The sequence below is a fragment of the Bacillus salipaludis genome (assembly GCF_004358205.1).
Map to the genome: position 1 here is coordinate 103,375 of NZ_SMYO01000009.1, position 17,295 is coordinate 120,669.

At 36.6% G+C, this 17,295-nt stretch carries 15 protein-coding genes; 3 read left to right on the plus strand and 12 right to left on the minus strand.

Annotated features, from left to right (window positions below; genetic code table 11):
- Nucleotides 1-65 precede the first annotated feature (65 nt).
- Nucleotides 66-836: a cyclase family protein gene (locus tag E2K98_RS19300; RefSeq protein WP_133336967.1), complete on the minus strand. Its 771-nt coding sequence runs from the start codon at nucleotides 834-836 to the stop codon at nucleotides 66-68.
- A 301-nt stretch (nucleotides 837-1,137) separates the two neighbouring features.
- On the opposite strand from E2K98_RS19300, the gene E2K98_RS19305 reads away from it, so the two are divergent.
- Nucleotides 1,138-1,794 (plus strand): MerR family transcriptional regulator, encoded by a 657-nt coding sequence (locus E2K98_RS19305; RefSeq protein ID WP_133336969.1) that lies wholly within the window; start codon nucleotides 1,138-1,140, stop codon nucleotides 1,792-1,794.
- A 260-nt stretch (nucleotides 1,795-2,054) separates the two neighbouring features.
- Here E2K98_RS19305 and E2K98_RS19310 read toward each other — a convergent pair whose 3' ends face one another.
- Nucleotides 2,055-2,627 (minus strand): TetR/AcrR family transcriptional regulator, encoded by a 573-nt coding sequence (locus tag E2K98_RS19310; RefSeq protein WP_133336971.1) that lies wholly within the window; start codon nucleotides 2,625-2,627, stop codon nucleotides 2,055-2,057.
- 193 nt (nucleotides 2,628-2,820) lie between these two features.
- Between E2K98_RS19310 and E2K98_RS19315 the strand changes: the two genes are divergently transcribed.
- Nucleotides 2,821-3,759 carry a DsbA family oxidoreductase gene (locus tag E2K98_RS19315; protein ID WP_133336973.1) on the plus strand — a complete coding sequence of 313 codons (939 nt, stop codon included), beginning with the start codon at nucleotides 2,821-2,823 and terminating at the stop codon, nucleotides 3,757-3,759.
- A gap of 189 nt (nucleotides 3,760-3,948) precedes the next feature.
- On the opposite strand, the gene E2K98_RS19320 is transcribed toward E2K98_RS19315, so the two are convergent.
- The 6 genes from E2K98_RS19320 to E2K98_RS19345 all read right to left on the minus strand — a co-directional run bounded on the left by E2K98_RS19320 (nucleotide 3,949) and on the right by E2K98_RS19345 (nucleotide 9,079).
- Nucleotides 3,949-4,485, minus strand: coding sequence for a sugar O-acetyltransferase (locus E2K98_RS19320; protein ID WP_133336974.1), 537 nt, complete (start codon nucleotides 4,483-4,485; stop codon nucleotides 3,949-3,951).
- A 477-nt stretch (nucleotides 4,486-4,962) separates the two neighbouring features.
- The gene (locus E2K98_RS19325) at nucleotides 4,963-5,427 is read right to left on the minus strand and encodes a DUF3291 domain-containing protein (protein ID WP_133336976.1); all 465 of its coding nucleotides are present in this window, start codon (nucleotides 5,425-5,427) and stop codon (nucleotides 4,963-4,965) included.
- A gap of 636 nt (nucleotides 5,428-6,063) precedes the next feature.
- The gene (locus E2K98_RS19330; protein WP_133336978.1) at nucleotides 6,064-7,080 is read right to left on the minus strand and encodes a DUF3231 family protein; all 1,017 of its coding nucleotides are present in this window, start codon (nucleotides 7,078-7,080) and stop codon (nucleotides 6,064-6,066) included.
- A gap of 363 nt (nucleotides 7,081-7,443) precedes the next feature.
- Nucleotides 7,444-8,472: a spore photoproduct lyase gene (splB, locus tag E2K98_RS19335; protein WP_133336980.1), complete on the minus strand. Its 1,029-nt coding sequence runs from the start codon at nucleotides 8,470-8,472 to the stop codon at nucleotides 7,444-7,446.
- A complete protein-coding gene (locus E2K98_RS19340; RefSeq protein ID WP_133336982.1) occupies nucleotides 8,465-8,716 on the minus strand; it encodes a transcriptional regulator SplA domain-containing protein in 252 nt (83 codons plus the stop codon). Before E2K98_RS19340 ends, splB begins: the two co-directional genes overlap by 8 nt.
- Before the next feature lie 72 nt (nucleotides 8,717-8,788).
- Nucleotides 8,789-9,079 (minus strand): transposase, encoded by a 291-nt coding sequence (locus E2K98_RS19345; protein WP_133336984.1) that lies wholly within the window; start codon nucleotides 9,077-9,079, stop codon nucleotides 8,789-8,791.
- A gap of 595 nt (nucleotides 9,080-9,674) precedes the next feature.
- On the opposite strand from E2K98_RS19345, the gene E2K98_RS19350 reads away from it, so the two are divergent.
- Nucleotides 9,675-10,670 (plus strand): DUF3231 family protein, encoded by a 996-nt coding sequence (locus E2K98_RS19350; RefSeq protein ID WP_133336986.1) that lies wholly within the window; start codon nucleotides 9,675-9,677, stop codon nucleotides 10,668-10,670.
- Nucleotides 10,671-10,877: 207 nt separating this feature from the next.
- Here E2K98_RS19350 and E2K98_RS19355 read toward each other — a convergent pair whose 3' ends face one another.
- The 4 genes from E2K98_RS19355 to E2K98_RS19370 all read right to left on the minus strand — a co-directional run bounded on the left by E2K98_RS19355 (nucleotide 10,878) and on the right by E2K98_RS19370 (nucleotide 17,222).
- The gene (locus tag E2K98_RS19355; protein WP_133336988.1) at nucleotides 10,878-11,069 is read right to left on the minus strand and encodes a hypothetical protein; all 192 of its coding nucleotides are present in this window, start codon (nucleotides 11,067-11,069) and stop codon (nucleotides 10,878-10,880) included.
- 465 nt (nucleotides 11,070-11,534) lie between these two features.
- On the minus strand, nucleotides 11,535-14,570 hold the full coding sequence (locus E2K98_RS19360) for an efflux RND transporter permease subunit (protein WP_133336990.1): 3,036 nt from the start codon (nucleotides 14,568-14,570) through the stop codon (nucleotides 11,535-11,537).
- 575 nt (nucleotides 14,571-15,145) lie between these two features.
- Complete coding sequence (locus E2K98_RS19365; RefSeq protein WP_328591986.1) at nucleotides 15,146-16,450, minus strand: DUF3231 family protein; 1,305 nt, start codon at nucleotides 16,448-16,450, stop codon at nucleotides 15,146-15,148.
- On the minus strand, nucleotides 16,383-17,222 hold the full coding sequence (locus E2K98_RS19370; RefSeq protein ID WP_133336992.1) for a GNAT family N-acetyltransferase: 840 nt from the start codon (nucleotides 17,220-17,222) through the stop codon (nucleotides 16,383-16,385). Before E2K98_RS19370 ends, E2K98_RS19365 begins: the two co-directional genes overlap by 68 nt.
- Between the last annotated feature and the right edge of the window lie 73 nt (nucleotides 17,223-17,295).

Here is a 17,295-nt window from a genome sequence, read left to right on the forward strand (position 1 = left end):
ATCTAACCAATTTGGAAGCTAGCTGTAAATTTTGGTAGTACAAAAGTCTTGTTGATTACATTTCTTTACTCAAAAATAGCTACAGGGCGTGCCCATCCTGCACTTGCTCCTTTGATCTTTACAGGAAAAACAGCCACTTTAAAACCAATTCTTTTTGGCAGTAAATCTAAGTTGGCCAGTTTTTCAATTTGGCAATACTCCGCTTCTTTTCCAACATAATGTGCGGCCCAAAGGACACCTTCGCGAGGGTTCTTTTTAAAATCCTCAGCTTGTTTGTAAAGCGGAATATCCCACCCCCATCCATCCGTGCCCATCACCTTAATCCCCTTTTGAATCAGCCACCTAGTTGCCTCAGCCGAAACACCTGCATGAACACCTGCATAATTTTCCTGATAATATTTTTTATCTGCATCCGTTCGGACAAGAATTATATCGTATGGCTGCAATTGATAGTTCATCGCTTCTAATTGTTTTTCAAAATCTGCCATTCCAATCTCATAGCCTGGTGGTTTATCACTAAAATCGAACAGAACTCCATGGCCGTAGAACCATTCAAGAGGCAGTTCATCAATGGTTCTAGAAGGCTCACCCGCAGTAGTTGAAGCATAGTGCCAAGGGGCGTCAACATGAGTACCTGTGTGTGTAGTTAAGGTAACCGTTTCTACTGCCCATGCTGCACTGTCTGGAAAATCGCTAGGTTTCAACCCCAAAACATGTGCTGCTTGTTGTGCCCCTTCCTCATGTGATCCATAGTGAATTTCCGGTGGAAATGGTTCCTTTGCAGCATTATCTAGAGAGACACTTAAATCAATAATACGTAGATTCGCTCGATTCATATAGTAATACTCCTTACGAAAAATTTTTATTAGAGGTAAACTACAAGTTCTTTTAAAATCTACGAGTAAGTTACACTTTCTATTCCAAATTTCTTTCAAGTTTAAAAGACTATATTTCTAGCATTCAAATCAAATAAATTAACTGTTTCTTTCATTAATCTAACAATCTATTTACATTGTGGTTACACTCTGTTGGTTCGACAATTTTATCATAGTTTTCTTTATATACTTAAATAATAGAGTGTTATCTTACTAAAAGTTATAGGATTAAGATGCTAAACTATTGCGGAGGTGTAAGGTTATGAGTGAAATGTATTCGCCCAGAGATGCACAAAAAATGCTTAAAATAAATAGCAGTACTTTACGCAAGTACGCTAATATCTTGGAAAAGCATGGGTATCATATTCATCGTAATACTAGAGGTCACAGGGGATTTTTTGATCAAGATGTTAACATACTCCGTCAATTAATTGAATTCAGTAAGCAGGAAGATATGACTTTGGAACATTCTGTTGAAGCAGCGATGGCGTCTGTTTCTGAACAAAAAAAATCGGATACAGTATCAGGACCAGTAGAAATCACGAATGATCTAGAAGATCCTAACGAGCTTTTAGTGATGTCTGAAGAAGAGATAGCAAGATCTTCTGAAGAAAATAGAGCGGAAAGCCAAACAGAATCGGTTCAGAAAACAGATGAGCGAGATATAGAGCTGGCTCGAAACCACTATGAGCTATTGGAAAGAATTGAACATTTAGAGCGAATAAACCTTGATTTAATTAAACTTTTAAAAGAGAAAGCCGTACGGGAAGCTTATCTCGAAGAAAAGATAAACCAAATTGCAAGGTTTGTAGATCGTTCAGAGCAACTGATGGTAGAACGAAGTAAGCTGATGGAGGAAGAAGTCAGATTACAGATTGCAGCCGCCCAGCAAAAGAAATGGTGGCAATGGTGGAAATGAAAAAAATGTGCGGCGAATCACATAAAAAGTCGCTGATAGTGATTTTTCCATTTGGCATATATCTCCTTTGTGAGAAATACTCAACCTTGTTGAAAATGACCTAAGTTATCATAATTTGCCTAAATAGTTGCCTTTTCCATTACCCTGCCCCTTTAGCTCAACAAGAAAAAAGACCGCCGCAGCGACCATTAAAAAGGAAAGGCTGTATCAGCACCCTTTTCCTCTTCAATATAAATGGAACCTGTTCAATTTTTTTGTAATCATAATCGATTTAAAGGCTCAAAATCAATCCCATACATAATAAAAGGGATTAGTGATTTAATAAATTCTTCCGGTGGTACTCCTGTATCTCTTCTCCATTCTACAGATGCTCCGTAGAGTCCCCAACTTAACATGACAGCAGTTCTCTTTCGTGCTTGATTTTCGTCAATTGAATGTCTTTTTAACAACATTTTGTAAAAAATAATTTCTAGTTGTTCTCTTATAATGCGAGCTATAGTATCTTCGTACCCGCTATGGCAACGATTGGATAAGGAATTTTGAAAATTCGTAATGGCTAAAAAGACCCTCACAATTGCTTCTTCATTTAGTTCATCTTGCTCAACTTGATCAGAATTCAAATTAATCAACAGGACCTCTGATAATACCTTTTCTAATAAGTCATATTTATCCTCGAAATGATAATAAAACGTCGCACGATTGACCATAGCCTCTGTTGTAATATCTTTAATGGTAATATCCTTGAATTCTTTTTTACCTGAAAGTTCAATAAAAGAATCCATGATTAATTTACGTGTCCGAAGAATTCGAGGGTCCGTTTTTTCTTGATTCATTACAAAGTCACTCCTACTTTTACGACAATTTATGAAATGTGTTGTATATACGATAAATCCAATTATCTATCGGTATTAGTATGTTTCGTTATGTACTACAATGCAATTGTACAACAAAAAGGAAATCAATTCTAAATGGGCAACTCTATGTGCCTTCTTTTCATTTAAACAAACATAAAGGTGGTATTTTCATATGAATGAAAACAATAAAATGATTTGTGATTTAGAAACAGGTGTATGTGGTGTAGCCGGGGAGGAAGAGATGGAGATTATTGATTTCCACCAGCCAAAGAAAACCGTCGATTTATATTATGTGACAGACCCTATTTGCTCACATTGCTGGGCACTCGAACCAGTACTTCGCCGTTTTGTAGAACAGTTTAGCCACTATTTCAACTTCCATACGGTTATGGGTGGGTTGCTGGAAAAATGGCATGATGGACCAATTGATCCTGCAAATGGTATCTATAAGCCTGCTGACGTCGCTGGGCATTGGAGAGAAGTGGGAGAATATTCCCGCATGCCAATTGATGGGACTCTTATGTTTGATAATCCAGTGCAATCTTCCTATCCTCCTTCTCGAGTATTTAAAGTGATTCAAAAAAATCATAATGACGCATTAGCCAATGAATATTTACGTCGTGCAAGGGAAGCTCTTTTTGCATTTAATCAAAATATTTCAGAAGGATCCGTTTTGATCGATATTGTAAATAATCTTGGACTTGATGGAAAGGCAATTGTAAAGGAAGCTGAACAACTAATCGGTCAGCAATTATTAAATGAGGATTTCAAGATTGCTGCAAGCCTAGGTGTTCGTGGATTCCCAACCATTATCATCGTAAATGCAGAAAACAAAGGGGTAAAAATTGTTGGTGCACGCCCTTTAGAAAACTATGTTGCTGGGCTAAAGCAAGTTCTAAATACAGAAGAACCACAACAAAAACAACAGCCACCCCTTTCTAACTTGCTTGAAAACGAGAAGCTTCTGTTTTCTAAAGAAATTGAAGTGATGTATGATGTTGATAAATTGGATATTAACAATTTTATTAACAAGGAACTATCACCAAATAGTTATCAAGTGAATGAAATTCTGGGAGAATTGTATTTTACAACTACCACAAACATTCGATAAGTATTTTACTATAGAAAAAAAAGAGTGGCTTTGTCGCCACTCTTCTTCTTGTTGAAATAATATGCCGTTTAGTTCTCGCTAAAGCCTGTCTAGTTTATAAGTTAGGAGCTCTTACTCCCCGGTAGCTCAACATAATCATCAGTTCCTTTAAGTCCAATGTTTCACAATCTTTCTTGGTACTTTAGACATTTATATACTTTTTATTACTTTCGCTGGATTTCCCCCCACTATTGAATTAGTAGGTACATCCTTCGTAACAACAGAACCAGCAGCAATAATTGAATTATTACCGATCGTGATTCCAGGTAAGATAACACAACTGCCACCAATCCACACATCATTGCCTATTGTTATTGGAATCGCATAACCACTCTTGTTTCTATCTTTAGGTTCAATTGAATGACCCGCCGTATATAGTCCAACGTTAGGACCAATCATACAGTTGTCACCAATCCTTACTTCTGCCATATCTAATATAGTGCAATTATATCCAGCATAGAAGTTGTCTCCAATGTGGATGTTGTATCCTAAGTCACAGTGGAAATTATGCTCAATACTCGGATTTCCACCGACACCTCCGAACAATTCCCTAATAATTTCCTCTTTTCTTTCTGAATCTTCGATTGGACAATTGTTAAACTCTTGAACAAGTTTATGGGCAATTATATTTTTCAACCTTAGTTCATCCGTACTTCGTTCGTAGTAGATTTTCTCTTTAGCCTCCATATCTAGTCTCCTTTCTTCAATTATTTATAAAATACCACATTTTCTTCAACTTACCTGCCATATCGTTCAATAAAAAAAGCCACCAAAATGGCAGCCTGATATTTAAGTAATGAATAGTATCCTAAAATCATGCCTTATGTTTTATAAGGGGTACAAATACCATTACATCTTCTAATATTTCTTTACCTCTTTTACAATAGTTCGTTCCACCCATTAATTGATATATATAAATAACGATTGCTGTTACAACTGACAATATGTAAAATGTTTTGGTCGCATTTTCTTGAATTGGAATACTCCAACTTTAGCGAAAAGTTTTGCAATAGGGAATGCGAGAAGATAATCTAGTACAGCATTTAATGTTAAGTACTTTAGGAAGCTACCGTACGTTATTTTAAATACCCAAATAGTTGTTATAAAAAATAAACCTATAAGGTAAGAGAACTCTAAACGATAATTTGGAAATAAAATGTCCTGCTATTTAATCAATAACGTCTCCCCTTTTTCATCAAATGCATTCTTAAAATCAAATGCATAAGGAGTGGAACCATGCTGAATATAATGGTTGTATCTCCTGAATGCCTCCTCCCATGAAACATCCCGCACCATTTCTGTCCACCAAACTACATAAGAAGGATGTTTCTCTGGATAAGACTCTATCCATCTACTTCTATCATGCAATGCTTGCATATGCTTTCCTGAATAAGTAAAGCGATATAAAGATTGAAGGCTTCTCCATACGGTTAGTGTAAGAATAGGAGAACCCTTTCCTTTTACGGTATCTTCAGGGAAAGAGACTCCTTCAGGTGAAAACGCCTCTATAAGACCTGATTTAGTTGCTTGACGATATACTTCATTTCCCACTTGAAAAAATTCACGAGAGGCAGAGTGGCTATGCGGGTGATTTAGCCTGCCAACAGTATAGATTGAAACGAATGCCATAAATAGTCCTCCATCTATAGTTTTTCCTAGTATATATTCAAGTAAAAATGTAAAAATTCCATTTTCGTGCTTTGGCACATATAAGGAAACGTTTCGCACAGTACATTTTTTCACAATCTTTTTTTTTAGTTGAATAAAGCCATTCCCGACTTTTCAAATGCAAAAAATAACAAAATTTTAACCAGTTTTCATAGAAATTTCGGAAAGGCCCTAATGTGGTCTTCATGCCCCTATTTTCCTACGAGTGGGGTTTACAAAGCGTGGGGTCAATTCAACGTCAATGGGCATATTTTGACCGTACCGTTTGTTATAAAAGTAAAATAAACTCGTTTGGTTTTAAACTTTCACCTATAATCCAAAAATGACCTATTCGAAAAATGAATAGGTCAACTATTGATTAGTATTTTTATTACGGAATCCAAGTCCAAGAGCAACTAACGAAAGGATAAGAGCCACAACAGACAGGATTAGTGGAAGAGAATTTGACTTATTCGTGTCTGTTGTTCTAACCTCCGCTGTTTTAGTTTCTTCTTTTTTTGATACCTTTAATATTCTTTTCAAAAAGGATTACAATTTTAAGAGGGGTGCCTACCAATTAATCACTAAACGGAAAATTTCATGTTATTATTTAATTTTTTATTCAAAATCTTTAAAAGCTAATTCTTTTCTATTAGGAGCCATTTGCGGTTTTTCTAACCACCCATTTTTTATCATGATTTTTGCTCCATCCTCTGCGAAACTCATAATTTCGGCAGATAATCTTATGTAATGAAGGCCAATATCTCTTCTTGGACTCGTTGCCATGCTCATTCCATAAAATCCAACACTAAGTGCATTTAAAGATGTAGTGTAAAACATCATTAACTTGTCAGAAAAGGTAAAGGTTGTAGAGGTTGTTACTTCAGAGTCCCAGCTAGTGGGAACAGGAAGATCATCCTGTTTTAATATATCCCCAAATACTTCGCAATGCTTTTTAGCAATTCCTATACCCCTAAATAGATATTTAACTACTTCTTCTGATTGGGCAACTTGACTAAATCCAATTAAAGTCGATACCCCAAAAGCATTTCTTTGATAATTAGCAAAAAGATTCGTGATTTCAGGACCAACTAATGGCCTTTTCTTCCCAAAGAAGCCTGTAAGGAAATTTTCATTGTCTATAAATTCGATATTATTTGGAATAGGTAAATACGGAGACCTTATATAAAGACCTTTCAATAACAGAAGTTCTTTTACTTCCCTTAAAAACTTTGTTAGTTGGGTAATACATTCATTAAAATAACTATAAACATCAGCCCTAACTGCGAATGATAAATTGATGCTATACCCTTGTAAAGCAATTTGTGAGGCATTATGGAGGTAATTCAAAACGTATACATCTGAATATAATCTTGGTGCTGAAATATCTACATCATGATCTGTGTTAAATCCATAAGGGATAGGATAATTTTCTTTATTCAAGATTTCTCTTAGAGTTTTAAGATTTCCATTAGCTATATCTAATGCGTGCTGCATAAGTGGCTTTATTTCAATATCTTCCATTTTCGATAAAAAATGTTCAAACTTACACTTTATGGCACTATCGTTTATGTATGCCCCCCATAGGGTAGTAGCCTCCGCTGAGGTTAGCCCTGCTTGTACCCCATCCCTCATGTTTTTCCCCTCCCATTAGAGCTTTCATTAATTTTAATTTCTTCACCTGTTTCCAGTTGTATGTAAAAAATAGATGAAATGGACAAATTTACTTTTAACATTGGATTAAGTCCCGTACCTTCTGTTTTTTATTTCCATATTCTAAAAGCAGTCGTTACAAAGGGGGATAGAATGTCATTCAATTCCCCAATCTTTATACATTTCCTATTAATAACGCAGAAATGAATCAAATAAACGATTATGGGACTCAGAATCAGTATTTAAATTCAATTACCCTTACATCAAAAATTCTTTTCTCAGAGACAAAGCATAAATATAAATAGCCCTTCTATTCGAAGGGCTTAATCAACTGAATTTTTTATTTTAGGTGAAGTACTCAATCTTAGCTTGTGGAAAAAATGTACTAATATAGCTTCCAAGAGTATCTTTTATATCTTCTTGCTCCTCATCAGTATAGACATACTTACCAATTCCATATCGCCCCCATTTCCATTTCCTCTTTGATTCATCGAGTTCTAATTTTGTCATGGGATAATTCTTTTCGATAACGCGTTTAGCTGGCTTTGTAAAGCGATGTTGGATCATTTCAAAGGTTAAATCTTTTTTCGCTGTATTAGAAAGCTCAGATTCTAACTTTTCAAACATCTCTTTATACCCCTGTTTCCAGCCATCATGCAGATAAATAGGAGCAATTATGAAACCCAAGGGGTAGCCTGCTTCTGCCACCTTTCCTGCAGCTTCAATTCTTTCGTTCTGTCTTGATGTGCCAGGTTCAAAGGTTTTGATAATATAATCGTCATTCATACTAAATCGAAAGCGGGTCCGGCCATTATGCTTGGCATCAAGTAAATGATCTACATGAGCAAATTTTGTTACAAAACGTAATTTTCCATATTCTGTTTGACCAAAAAATTCAATTGCTTTTTTTAATGTATGGGTTAAATGATCAACACCCACGACATCTGATGTACAAGAAGCTTCAAATCTGGTTGGATCTGGGGCACGTTCTTTCATATAGTTTTCTGCTGCTTCAAAAATATCATCGAGATTTACATATGTACGGATATAAGGTTTGGACCCCATCGTTGTTTGCAGATAGCAGTAATGACAATGCCCCATACATCCTGTTACAAAGGGAATGGCATATTCCGCAGAAGGCTTCGAGGTATCGAACTTCAAGGTTTTCCTAACCCCTATAACCAGTGTAGATTTCGCAATCCGATATCTTTGAAAATCAGTATCCCCTGGTAAGTTACGAATCTGATTATGTGAAGTCGTTTCTCTCACTTCGACCCCCATATCCTCAAATTTGGTAACCAACTCTTTTCCAAGTGGATAGTCCAATGCACCGGGTTCAACATAGACGAGTTGAGGGATAAATGGCTTAACCATAATAATCCTCTATCTCTGTTAAGCCAAATGCTTCTTGATAAGCCATTTCGGCCTCATTTGCACTTGTATAAACAGCAACCGCATCATTTAATGGATAGTAGGTTTCATAAAGGAACAGAGCTAATTGACCTGGTGATTCAGGATGCTGAACAACAGCAGCTTCTTGAACATTAGCTACATCCTGTGCATGTGGGTTACGAATGATTACATAGACGATTTGTCCAGGATTATAATTTTGTTCCAATTAATTTAGTCCATCCTTTCACTAAAGAAATTTCACTTTTCAGGTATTCATCTTAATTTCCCCAGTCCTTGCTTATTTATAATCATTCAATGCTCGTAATACAATTAAATAAAGCAAATAGACTCCTAAGTACCCCCCTGTCATTAAGAAAAAAGGATTTAAAAAAAGGGCATGAATATTGGTCATAAATACTGTACCATCATTGATTATATTAAGTATTCCGATAGAAGCAATATTACCAAAGATAAGTGCTGAAATGATTGCAACTAAATTATAAAGATTCTGGATCTTGACCCATTTTCTTTGAAGTATGATCATAAAAATGGGGATAACAATACTACCTAAAATTAGGAGTATCTTCATATTATCACCTCGTCTATCATTTTTCTCTAAACAAAAGTATTCAACATTATTAAGCTAACGGTGCCGATCGTTTAATATTCCAAAATTTATTGTGTTGAAAAAACCCCTTCTCACTGAGAAGGGGTTGTTCCTTATATACATTTAATATTTACTAATTTTATTTGGGTTATTAGAAATGAAATCAAAAAATGCATGTATAATTTCAATTGATTGAAATGTTAATAATGATAAGGCTGATATACTAAAAAAAACAACGGGAATGAGCCGAATCCACATTTACTTTCGCCTCCATTTTATTTCGATTTACTAAATATAAGTATGCTAACTATTTTAATTAATTATCATTTAAAAGTAAAAAGTTATGCACTTAGATTAAAAATGTTTTAAAAATAAATCACCTTTTTGAGTCGTCTTAAAATGATTGATTGAAAATTCCAATTTACGATTTCAATCCCCCTCTTTTACTCTTAACCCGTAATTTAAGTTCAACTTCCACTCACTCTCAATAACTAGGCTTAAGGATTTTAAAGTTTTGATTGGACATAATAAGGATAAGTAAAAAAAATTTACATAAAAAACATAGAGGGGTTAGAAAATGAGCGGAGTTCCCATTACTTCATCAGAATTAGCAAATTTATGGATGACCTATCAAGAAAAAACCATGATCATGAGAATCATGGAGCATTTTATAGAACATGCTGATCATGAAGAAAAACAACTGTTACAAGCTCATTATGATGCTGCCGCTAAAGCCATCGAATATATTACAGGGATATTCGAAAACGAGGGTGCAGTGATTCCTATTGGTTTTACTGAAAGTGATGTAAATAAAGGGGCCCCAAAATTATTTGATTTTCTCTACGATATCTTTTATTTGAATATGATGACGAAAATGGAAATGAGTCTTTTTTCGCTGTATTGTGGTATGTCTTATCGGAAAGATATTAATGAGTTTTTTATCAATATAGCAGCAGAAGCCCAAACGATGAACTACAAAGCAGCTCAACACCTTTTAGAAAAAGGAGTTTTGGTGCGTCCGCCTTTCGTATCAATGCCTAAAGAAGTGCATTTTGTAGAGGATAAAAAGTATAGGGGCGGCCTCAATCCCTTCCGTGAAACCAGGTCACTAAATACGATTGAAGTATCTCTGATCCACCATGCCGTTGAAACAAACCTTGTAGGAATGCAACTAATGATTGGATTTGCCCAAGTTGCCGAGAATAAGGAAGTTCAAGATTACCTTGTAAAGGGAATGAAATTGTCCAAAAAAATTGAAATGGAGCTTGGTGATTTTTTACGCCAAAGTTTTATTGAACCACCAGCGACACATGCTGGTAAAGCAACTACGTCAAAAATTTCACCATTTTCCGATAAAATAATGATGTATAACACCGGTTTATTAACTTCATTTGGGTTAGGAAGTAATGCATTAGGAGGGGCATTTAGTTTACGAAATGACTTACCTGCAAAAATGTCTCTACTTTCAAAAGATATTTTTAGTTTTGCTCAAGAGGGAGGAAAACTAATGATAAAAAATGGCTGGATGGAAGAACCTCCACAGATTGAGGATCGGAATCAATTAACGAAATAATCGTTTAATATGTATCTTTATCTCTACTCTTAAAACAATGTGATTCATTCATTTCCAAGATACTATTACTCGATTTATAAAACAAAATGACATATGCCTTGCTTAGTAAGCAAGGCATATAATTGGAAATAATACCTATTTCTTGTTGAACTAAACTGCACTTGTTAGTTGAATAAGGTCCCTCTTTTATTGACGCTATTACTTGGATTACTTTCCCCACAAGAAATCCAGGAAATCTAAATACTCAGTCAATTGCTCATTACTCATATTATCTAAATTTCTTGGTCTTAAACCAAACTCATCTTCACTTTGTTTCATAAATTCTCGGTAGGTTTGTGTATTTTTGGACTCCGATTCAATATCACAAATTCGACGATCCAAATTCTTACTTTCTAACATTGTCAACCTCCTTTTACTTCGCAATATTTTTTACTAATCCGTACTAATCTTTAGAAAATAACAAAAATGGTAACTCTTATTATTCATTATTAATGTCAATAAGTCTTTTCTTGCTTGATGCTAGATATGGATTGAAACATATTTTTATATTAGAAAATCTATTAAAATTGAGATGATAATTTATCATATTAATTCGAAAAACTTTTGAATGGACAAGTGAATCAGTTAAAATGCGGATTTTATAGGTCTTACTTTTATGCTTGGATGACGCTACGGAGATGTTCCATTGGCTAAAAAGCCTCTAGAAGAACCTTCCTATGGGTTTCTGTATGGAGACTCTTTCATCTTTTAAAAATAAAACTATAAAGTCCAATTCTAGTTTCACAAAAAATCTATAAAGAAAAACAAAAAAAGAGAAGTGCAATCAAACACTTCTCCCTCCTATTTCACTCCACAATTAAAATTCTACGACACACCTCTTGTTATGGTAGACTCGACTGTTTCCTTCTTCCTATTAAATCTCGCCTTAGTTGATCTCAAAATATGATATGTTGTTGGTACAATCACTAAGGTTAACAAAGTCGAAGTCAGTAGCCCCGAGATCACGACAATCGCCAAAGACCTCGAAATTAATCCACCATCACTGGACAGAGCCAAAGGCAGCAGCGCACCAATCGTCGCAAGCGCCGTCATCAAAATCGGGCGAAGACGGGTCTTCCCTGCCTCAAGCAATGCAGCATTGATTGCCATGCCCTTCTTCTCGTTCTGCTTTACTCGTTCCATTAACACAATCGCATTTGTCACAACGATTCCAATTAACATCAAGAATCCAACCAGCGCCGGCATCCCAAGAGCCTGCCCTGTCAGATACAGTCCAAGCAATCCGCCAGAGAACATGAACGGTAGAGAGGATAGAATCGCAACAGGCATGACCATATTTCCAAACGCCACTAACATCACGATAAACACAAGCACAATCGCAACCGCCATCGCAATCGTCATATTAGTGAATCCTTCATTCATTGCTTGTGCCTGGCCTTCGGAATGATAGGTTATCCCTTTTGGCAAATCTAGCGTTTTAAGCCGTTTTTCTACTTCAGCTTGCACGCCCGAAGAATTATCTGTTGTAATCCGGCCGGTAACCTGTACATATTGCTGCTGATTTAACCGGTACAATGCCGAAGGACTAGGCTGCTTCGAAAGGGATGCGACTTCAGAAAGAGTCACTTGCTGCCCCATCGGATTCGTCATTTTCTGACTCAAAACATCTTTAATAGAGTCATTGGACCCACTATTCAACAACAGATTAACACTTGTTGTTTTTCCTTCAACCTGCATATCTCCCACATGATTGCCTGCAATCAGCTCTCTTACAAAGCCGGCCACCATGATCGGGCTCAACCCTTTTTCAGCAGCTTTCTGATCATCAATCGATAACTGCAGCTGTTCCTTTACTCCTGAAAGATTTGATTCGACATTTTCCAATCCATCGATATCCTTAATTTTATCAACGATCAGCTTCCCGGCGGTAGCTAAATCTTTGACATTGCCACCCTCCACAATCAGGGCCAGACCGCTGGTTCCAACAATCCCTACAGGAGCAAGTGCCACCTGCATCTGAGTGTCCAATTTTTCCACCTTAGATCGGACATTCTTTTCGAAATCATTTGTTTCTTCTTTCGTCACATCCTCCTTTAAATCGATGAAAAAACGAATAAAGTCGCCGCCCACAACTGTTTGCGCATTTTTAATATGCTGTTCATCAGCTAAAATCTTTTCTACTTTAATGGCTAACTCATTAGCCTTTTCCAATGAAGTGCCAGCCGGTAATTCCCCGGTTAACCGGTAGGAGACGGCTTTTTCCTGCGGTAAAAAGTTCTTCGGTATCATCGGAACCAAGGCGAGCGATCCGGCAAACATTACCACCGCCAACACAATCGTCACAGCACGACGAGTCAACACCCAAGACAAAGTATGTTTATAGGCTTTTTCGAACCAAGTTTCCTTCTCCTCTTTAGGTTTGATCCGCAGTAAAAATAACTTCGCTAATAATGGTACAACCGTTAAAGATACAATCAAAGAAAACGCGAGCGCAACGATGACTGTAATGCCGAACGGCGCAAAAAATCGGCCAATAATCCCTGGAACAAACGAAAGCGGTCCGAACACGGCAATCGTTGTCAAAGTGGATGAGGTAATTGCTCCACCCACTTCTTTGGCAGCCGTCAACACCAACCGCTCATCCCGTTTAGGACTAGTCAGGGTCCGGCGGTAGACATTTTCAATCACTACAATCGAGTCATCAATCACCCGGCCAACAGCGACGGCTATTCCAGCCAAGGTCATCATATTTAAGCTGTAACCAAAATATTTCATCGTCACCATTGAGGCTAAGATGGATAATGGAATCGAAAGTACGGCAACAATGGTTGCTCTTATATTCCGCAAAAACAAAAACGTCACAATAATCGCAAACAACGTACCTAGCAACACCTCGCGAAGCATCCCATCGACAGATGTTTTGACTTCTTTGGAGGTATCATATAATTTAGTTAAAGTATAACCAGATGGAAGATCTAATTTTTCCAGTGCTTCCTTTGCTTTACTGACCACTTCAACGGTATTAGAACCCGGCTGTGCCTTCATTTCGACCAAAACGGCCGGCTTCTCATTTAATCGGGTGTAAACCTGTTCCTTTTTATTGGTATATGAAACATCAGCAATCTTTGATAATTTCACGTTCTCGACACCAGCAGGACCTTGAGCCAAAATTTGAATTTTCTTCACATCTTGTACAGAATCCAGCTTGAAATCTGCCTGAACGTTCAAGGTTTTATCATCAATATTGACCTGCCCGGCAGGAAACGAAAAATGATGCGATAAAAATGTTTGTTTGACGGTCTCATAAGAAATCCCGTAATTCTTCATCTTTTTGGAATCAAGTTTGACGGCCACTTCTTTTTCAGTCTCGCCATTGATCTCAATGGACCCTGCACCGTCAATTCCAGATAAGGCCGGCTTAATGTGTTCATTGATATATTGTGTCAAGTCAGATTGCCCTGCTGTTTCTGAAGAAAGCGCAAACTGAAAGACTGGCATGGCAGAAGGACCATCCTTTAGGATTTGAGGTTTCTCAGCACCTTCCGGCAGCTTGACCGTTGCGATAGCAGTTGTTACATCCTTTTCGGCCTCTTCCATGTTCTTGCTCATTTCAAACTCAAGAATCCCGACAACCATATTGCTGTGTGCTTCAATGTAGAGATTATCCAGTTGCTTGATCCCCGACAGCGTCGTCTCAAGCGGCTTCCCTATATCTTCTAATCCTTGTTCAGGCGTAGCTCCAACATATGGAACTTGTACGATGATATAAGGTATGTCGACATTCGGCATCGACTCCATCTTCATCGTTTTGACGGAATAAATCCCACCCACGATCACCAATAGCATAGCGATAAAAATAACCCCGGCGTTTTTTAAAGAAAATTTGATCCACGACTGCATAACTTCTTTCCCCTCCGTTAATGGTTGTATAATCTTCCACTTTTCACCAGTTTCCTTTTTTATTATAGGGTTTCGACTAATCCATAAGCCTCGGGCGGGTGTTGTAATATTTCCTACGACCAGAGACCTAGAAACATTTCCCAACTAGAATTAGTGTAAAGCCTGTAGATCACAACAAATAGTGAGGATAGTCATATTAAAAGTCATCTATATTTTCGGAAAAAGTCATATAAATGGAGAAGTGTTGGAGAGTATTAATTCGCTCAATAAGGAGATTGTATGATATGTCAAAAGAAATCACTAGCATATAAAAAAGGCAAGCATTAATGCTTACCTTTTTCTTATCACAATGTGAATGAGATCATACTTGATGAAATCTCTATGCTTTTGTTAAGATGGGCATTCTTAAAAAAGATTTTAATCTAGAATCCATCTTTTCCATTATGAATGTAGCTTTAACTAACAAAGTAATTAAGGCTGATAATAAGCTAAAAAGAATATTCATAGTATATCCTCCACATTGAAAATTAGTGTTAAATTTAACACTAATGTTAGTATCTGTCTAATGACCTTTTTTATGATTCATTTTTATTTATTAAATGATTTCGATCTTCTGTTTGTGGCGGTTCTTCATACCATCCGTGTTTAAACATAATTTCAAGTCCTTCTTGACCGTAAAAATACACATCTTTGGCAAGTAACGCGGTTTTTAAAGATATATCATTTCTTAATGTGAAAAAGGTTCCGAAACTTTCCCCAACAATGCAGAACCCATTCAGTAAGTCGATGCAAAACATCATGAGTTTGTCTGAAAATGGAGCAACTGTTGAATTCGTTACCGTACATCCAGACCCAGTCGAAAACTGAATATCATTTTCTAAGAGTAAATCTTGAAATGTTTTTATTTGCCTTTTGGCAAGTTCTTTCCCTTTTTCAAAATATTGTCTAACTTCTTTGTTCTTTGCACTTTGAGCAAATCCAGTAATAAGTTGCATTCCAATGTTATTCGTTTCAATTCCATGATGTAGAAAGCCCAACTCAATAGCATTTAATGGCCTTTTTTCACTAAATGGTTTATATCCATTCATATAGCGTTTACTTTCAATGAATTCAGTTCTTTTTGGCATGGTAATAATTGGAGGAGGTGTAAGAATCCCTTTTTTTAGTAAATAGACAGTTGCCAATTTATAACACTTATGAGTAACGTTAGTCAGACCTTCATAAATGGTCATAACATCGATTCGGTATGCCATATTCATATTAATGGTATACATACCCATACTGATTTCTTTTAAAATGCGCAGGAACATAATGTCAAATCCATGATCATATAAATTGGGTGCATCTAAATTAACATCTTCTTTGGTAAATCCTTTAGGAACAACTGCCCCTTCACGTTCAAAAATCCCTTTTATCAACTCTACATAATAATCCAATTCTTGCCACAACATACCCATGATATTTTTAGCTTCTTGGTCATCTGATTTTTTTAAAAAGTATTCAAAAATTCTTAGGATCATTGTTTTTTCTTGGTATGTAAGCCAAAGCGTCCCTAATTCGGATGAGCTTAACGGTTCCTTAACCTTAAACACTTTAAACCCCCATTTTACGTCATTTTTTAAAGTATGTTTCAAAATGATGTATATTATTCCAATGAATGGACGGTTTATCGCTCCCTGTTCGGTCCATCGACTGCAAAACATTTTAAGAAATAAAGCCGACGAATGACCAAAAAGCATATCATATGGACATAATTCTTGGGACCACTTTTGAACTAAAAAGCCACAGAACCGTCCCCTAGGTCTTTTAAAACTACGCCTGTGAGGTGATTGGGTGTTTAAAATGTTTAGGAAATTTAATATTGCCAGTATTTCTGACAAACAAGACATTCCAACCTTGGCATTCTCCCATTTGAACCTCAGCGATTTCAAGGGTATAGTGAAAGACCACTTTTGTGGTTTCACTATTGCGCAACTGGCTGATTAGATGTAGTAAATCGATCTGTCGATCAGAGATGACATCATATAGGTGAAGTGTTTCTCCCTCTTGTTGGCAAATAGCGAGAGCCTGTTCCTGTTCAAGATAGTAAATATCCTCTGTAAACACCTTCATAGCATAAAAAATCAGCAATTCTTCAGTTCCTGCTGTCCCGAATTGAGTAGCTGGTTTTCTCTTTGCAGCGGCTTCATAAATAAACTTTAAATCTCGGATTTTTGGTGGAAGAGTGTTGCTTTTAGGCTGAATTTCTAAACTAAACAAGGTTTCTTCCATTCTTGCAAAACCGAATTTCGGATAAAAGTCGAGGACTGTGTCGTTCGCAAATAAATACATAACTTCAATATGCTTATAGTCTTCGATCACTTTTTCCAAGAGCAGCCTTGAATACCCGCAATTTCGATACTCTTGGTCCGTCATGACGGTACCAATTTGAATAGCCGGTACCCTCTGGCCACCAATATCCAACTCAAGCAGGTTAACAGAAACATTGGCAATCACTTTCCCATGATCAACCAGCGAATAAGGTATGTATTTATCTGTCCAATAGCCCTCTTGGTACCAATCCTCAAATTCAATCCCAAAGGTTTTCATTGCCAGCTCATTAAAGCTATTCCTCAGTACCGCATTTTCTCTATATCCTATTATAAATTCCATTATTCTCTCCCCTTGCCGTTATTTCCTAGTATGATTTATTACACAAAAAATCTTAGGAGACAAGTAAATATGT

Coding starts and splice junctions, on each gene's coding strand:
- E2K98_RS19300 (WP_133336967.1), bottom strand. CDS start 836: ATGAATCGAGCGAATCTACGTATTATTGATTTAAGTGTCTCTCTAGAT.
- E2K98_RS19305 (WP_133336969.1), top strand. CDS start 1,138: ATGAGTGAAATGTATTCGCCCAGAGATGCACAAAAAATGCTTAAAATA.
- E2K98_RS19310 (WP_133336971.1), bottom strand. CDS start 2,627: ATGAATCAAGAAAAAACGGACCCTCGAATTCTTCGGACACGTAAATTA.
- E2K98_RS19315 (WP_133336973.1), top strand. CDS start 2,821: ATGAATGAAAACAATAAAATGATTTGTGATTTAGAAACAGGTGTATGT.
- E2K98_RS19320 (WP_133336974.1), bottom strand. CDS start 4,485: ATGGAGGCTAAAGAGAAAATCTACTACGAACGAAGTACGGATGAACTA.
- E2K98_RS19325 (WP_133336976.1), bottom strand. CDS start 5,427: ATGGCATTCGTTTCAATCTATACTGTTGGCAGGCTAAATCACCCGCAT.
- E2K98_RS19330 (WP_133336978.1), bottom strand. CDS start 7,080: ATGAGGGATGGGGTACAAGCAGGGCTAACCTCAGCGGAGGCTACTACC.
- splB (WP_133336980.1), bottom strand. CDS start 8,472: ATGGTTAAGCCATTTATCCCTCAACTCGTCTATGTTGAACCCGGTGCA.
- E2K98_RS19345 (WP_133336984.1), bottom strand. CDS start 9,079: ATGAAGATACTCCTAATTTTAGGTAGTATTGTTATCCCCATTTTTATG.
- E2K98_RS19350 (WP_133336986.1), top strand. CDS start 9,675: ATGAGCGGAGTTCCCATTACTTCATCAGAATTAGCAAATTTATGGATG.
- E2K98_RS19355 (WP_133336988.1), bottom strand. CDS start 11,069: ATGTTAGAAAGTAAGAATTTGGATCGTCGAATTTGTGATATTGAATCG.
- E2K98_RS19360 (WP_133336990.1), bottom strand. CDS start 14,570: ATGCAGTCGTGGATCAAATTTTCTTTAAAAAACGCCGGGGTTATTTTT.
- E2K98_RS19370 (WP_133336992.1), bottom strand. CDS start 17,222: ATGGAATTTATAATAGGATATAGAGAAAATGCGGTACTGAGGAATAGC.